Genomic DNA, 4,063 nt, shown 5'->3' with positions numbered 1-4,063 from the left:
GGGTCCATATAGGTCTCGATGCGGGTCCGCTCTGCCTCCGGCGGCCGCACCTTCCCATGGCCACGCGCGGCCAGCCGGAAGCGCTGCATCGGCTCGGAATAGAGCTGGAAGACGACTGGCTCGGCCTTGGCGATGAAACCCATCTGCACCGCGAAGTCGAGATAGGCGCGGTTGCCCATCTTGTAATAACGCTGGTCGGCGGAAAAATCGTGGTGCCAGAAGCCGCCATTGTCGATGTAGCGCTGCAGCTGATCGGGATTGGCTTCGCCTCTGCCGATCGCGCTTCCGTCCTTTCCGCGCCAGCCGGCGAGCGGACCGATGCCGGGCGTGCGCTCGTGGTTGACGATGTAGTCGGCATAGTCCCGGTACTTGGGCGAGCCGTCGGCGTTGACGAAACCGGGCAGGCCGAGCCGCGCGCCGAGCTCGATCATCACCGACTGGAACGGCCTGACGTCGCGGTCCGGCTCCACGACGGGATAGCGGATGGCGTCGCCGGGTCCGTCGGCATGGCTGATCGGCCGGTCGAGCAGGCTGATGCAGTCATGCCGCTCGAGATATGTCGTGTCCGGCAGCACCAGGTCGGCGAACGGCACCGTCTCCGAGTAGTAGGCATCGGAATAGATGATGAAGGGGATCTTGTACGCGCCAGATGCATCCTTGTCGGTCAGCATACGAATCGTCTCGACGGTGTTCATCGAGGAATTCCAGGCCACGTTCGACATGTACATCAACAGCGTGTCGATCCGGTAGGGATCACCCGCCCAGGCATTGCGGATGACGCTGTGCATCAGGCCGTGGGCGGCGAGCGGCGCCTCCCAGGAATAGGCCTTGTCGATGCGGGTGGGCGTGCCGGTCTCGTCGACCAGAAGGTCATCCGGTCCGCAGACGAAGCCGAGCGGCATGCCTTCAAGCGGCGTCATCGGCCGGACATGCTTGCCCGCGGGCTTCGGTCCCGGCGGTGCGCAACGCGGATAGGGTGGCTTGAAGCGAAAGCCGCCCGGCACATCCACGGTGCCCAGCAGCACCTGCAGCAGATGAATGGCGCGGCAGGTGTGAAAGCCGTTGGAATGGGCCGAGATGCCGCGCATGGCGTGCATCGACACGGGCCGGCCCTTGATCGTCTCGTGCCGGCGTCCGGCCCAATCGGTCCAGGCCACCGGCAGTTCGATCGTCTGCTCGAAGGCGACATGCGCGAGTTCCGCCGCGATGCGGCGGATCGTGTCGGCGGCAACACCGCAGCGGCCGGCGACGGCGTCGGGCGAATGGCTGTCGTCGAGATAGCGGTCGGCAATGAGCTGGAACACCGGAACGCAGCGGCGGCCGTTGACCGTGTGGCTGCCGGTCAGCGCCGGTTTCGCGTTGGGGTCGGCAGCCTGGACCGGGGTCTTCGCAATCCTGTCCCAGGCGAGCGGATGGCCGGCGCCGTCGCGAACGAACAGCCCGTCATCGGCCCCCCCCGGCTCCTGGATCACCAGCAGATGGGCGTTGGTGTAGCGCAGCAGATAGTCGAGATCGACGCGGCCGGCCTTGAGCAGCTCGTGGACAAGCGCCAGCACGAACAGGCCGTCGGTGCCCGGCCTGATGCCGATCCAGTCGTCGGCGATGGCGTTGTAGCCGGTGCGGCACGGATTGATCGAGACGACCTTGGCGCCGCGCGCCTTGAGTTTGCCGAGGCCGATCTTGATCGGGTTGGAATCATGGTCCTCGGCGACCCCGAACAGCATGAAGTATTTCGTGTTGTCCCAATCGGGCTCGCCGAATTCCCAGAACGAGCCGCCGATCGTGTAGAGGCCGCCGGCCGCCATGTTGACCGAGCAGAAGCCGCCATGGGCGGCGAAGTTCGGCGTGCCGAACTGGCTTGCCCACCAGCCGGTCAGCGACTGCGACTGGTCGCGCCCGGTGAAGAAGGCGAGCCTTTTGGGATCGCTCCGGCGTATTGCGGAAAGCCGCTCCGTTGCGATCGAAAAGGCTTCCTCCCATTCGATCTCGCGGAATTCGCCCGAGCCGCGCGGCCCGCTGCGCAGAAGCGGCTTCGTCAGCCGTGCCGGGCTGTAATGCTGCATGATGCCGGCGCTGCCCTTGCCGCAGATCACACCGCGATTGACCGGATGGTCCTTGTTGCCGTTGATGTAGCGCACCTTGCCGTCCTTGATGTGGACGTCGATGCCGCAGCGGCAGGCGCACATGTAGCAGGTTGTCTTGGCGATCCGGTCGGAGACGCTGGGCGACGTGTCGACGCCGTCACCCTCGTCAGGCGCGCGCGTGTCGGCCAGCGGCCTTTGCGACGGGGCGGAATTTGCGCCGCGCGGCGCACCGTGGCTCATGATCGGTGGGCGCTTTTACGGTCCGCGTTCTTGGCTCTCGTCTTGGGTCCGGGACCGCGCATGTAGTGTTGTTCAGGGTGATAGCGTTCGCCGGCGACCCGCCGCCGAAGGCTGCGCGTCCAATGTGCGAACAAAGACTTGAAACGCCCCATCAATTCTAATCCTCGCGACTCGGCCGCGATTTTTTTCCGACTCCGCTTAAAAACTTAGAACAAAGCAATCGATCTGTCTAACAAGTTGCTCTTGTAATTCCAATCGACTGTCCTTCTTAATGCGGGCATGACTCTCGATCAGTTGCGCATCTTCGTCGCCGTCGCCGAGCGCGGGCATATGACCAAGGCGGCCGAGCTTCTGGGCATCTCGCAGTCGGCCGCCTCGGCCGCCATCCGCGCGCTCGAACAGCAGCATGGCGTGCGCTTGTTCGACCGCGTCGGGCGCAACATCGAGCTGGCGCAGACCGGACGCCGGTTCCTGCCCGAGGCCAAGGCCGTTCTGGAACGCGCCGCGGCCGCCAGCAACGTGCTGGCGGATGTCTCGCAGACTGTCACCGGCAGCCTGTCGATCGCCGCCAGCCAGACCATCGCCAGCTACTGGCTGCCACGCCGGCTGGCTGCCTTCCATGAGGCCTATCCCGCCGTCAGGCTGAATGTCAGCATCGGCAACACCAGCCAGGTCGAAACCCAGGTCCTCGACGGCACGGCGGATTTCGGCCTGGTCGAGGGGCGGACCGAATCCGATATCCTGCGGCGCGCCAAGGTCGATGTGGATCGGCTGCTTCTGGTCGTCGCTCCGTCGCATCCGAAGATCGCCGAACATGCGCCGGGCCATCCCGATATCAGGGAGCTGCGCTGGATCATCAGGGAGGGCGGCTCGGGAACGCGCGAGGCGCTGGAGGATCTCGCGCGCCGCGAGGCGGTGCCATTCGCGGACCTCAGGATATTCCTCGTCCTGCCCAGCAACGAGGCGATCCGCCAGGCGGTCGAGGCGGGCGCCGGCGCCACCATCATTTCGGAACTCGTCGTCGGCAGAGCCGTGGCCGAAGGCAGCTTGCGGTCGGTGCCGATCGCCCTGGCGATCGCGGTGGGTGATGATTGCAAAGTCGCGCCTCGCCCAGACGGCGCTGCGGGCGCATTTGGGAAAGGCGGACTTGCCGCCGGCGGACAGGGGCTGATCGGGAAGAAGGGCTTCAGGCGAATTTCCGCCGCGCATCGAGCGCCAGTCCAAGCCCGACCGAGCCGAACATGTCGCCCTCGATGACGGAGGCCTGCGGCACCAGCGAGAGGATCTGGCGTTTGGCGAGAGGGATCGCCGTCGAACCACCGGTCAGGAACACGGCAGTTATGGCGGAGGTGTCAACACCGGCATCCGCAATCGTCTGCCTCACGGTCTTGGTCACCCGGTCGATGTCGGCCCCGATCGTTGCCTCGAGGCCGGCGCGCGTGATCTCGGCTGCGAAGCGTGCGCCGGGCAGGGACACTTTCACCTCGGCGGCAGGCTGATCCGTCAGCGCGATCTTGGCCCTTTCCACCAGGCCCGCCAGCGCGTGGCCGTAGCGGTGCTCGACGATATGGATGAAGCGGCCGACGAGATCGGCGCGCTCGGCCTCGAAGCGGATTTGCTTCAGGTCCGTCATCGCCTTGGCGGTATAGACGAGGTTGATGCGCTGCCAGGTCGCCAGGTCGATGAAATAGCTCGCCGGTAGATTGCGCTTGCCGTCCTTGGTCGGCGTCAGATAGCCG

2 protein-coding genes and 1 pseudogene are annotated in these 4,063 nt (G+C 65.6%); 1 reads left to right on the top strand and 2 read right to left on the bottom strand.

Translation table 11 applies throughout. The annotated features are described in order from the left end of the window. Positions 1-2,324, bottom strand: a 2,324-nt coding sequence (locus tag EN781_RS27765) for a molybdopterin-dependent oxidoreductase (RefSeq protein WP_127400525.1), incomplete at its 3' end; no start/stop codon positions are given. Positions 2,325-2,603: 279 nt separating this feature from the next. Here EN781_RS27765 and EN781_RS27760 point away from each other — a divergent pair. Then, positions 2,604-3,495 (top strand): annotated as a pseudogene (locus EN781_RS27760) (LysR substrate-binding domain-containing protein). A 15-nt stretch (positions 3,496-3,510) separates the two neighbouring features. Here EN781_RS27760 and EN781_RS27755 read toward each other — a convergent pair. Next, a partial coding sequence (locus EN781_RS27755; protein ID WP_145965659.1) for an Hsp70 family protein occupies positions 3,511-4,063 on the bottom strand: 553 nt, incomplete at its 5' end.

Origin of the sequence: Mesorhizobium sp. M4A.F.Ca.ET.090.04.2.1 (genome assembly GCF_003999085.1) — a bacterium.
GTDB lineage: Bacteria > Pseudomonadota > Alphaproteobacteria > Rhizobiales > Rhizobiaceae > Mesorhizobium.
This window is presented reverse-complemented; position numbering and strand designations above follow the sequence as displayed.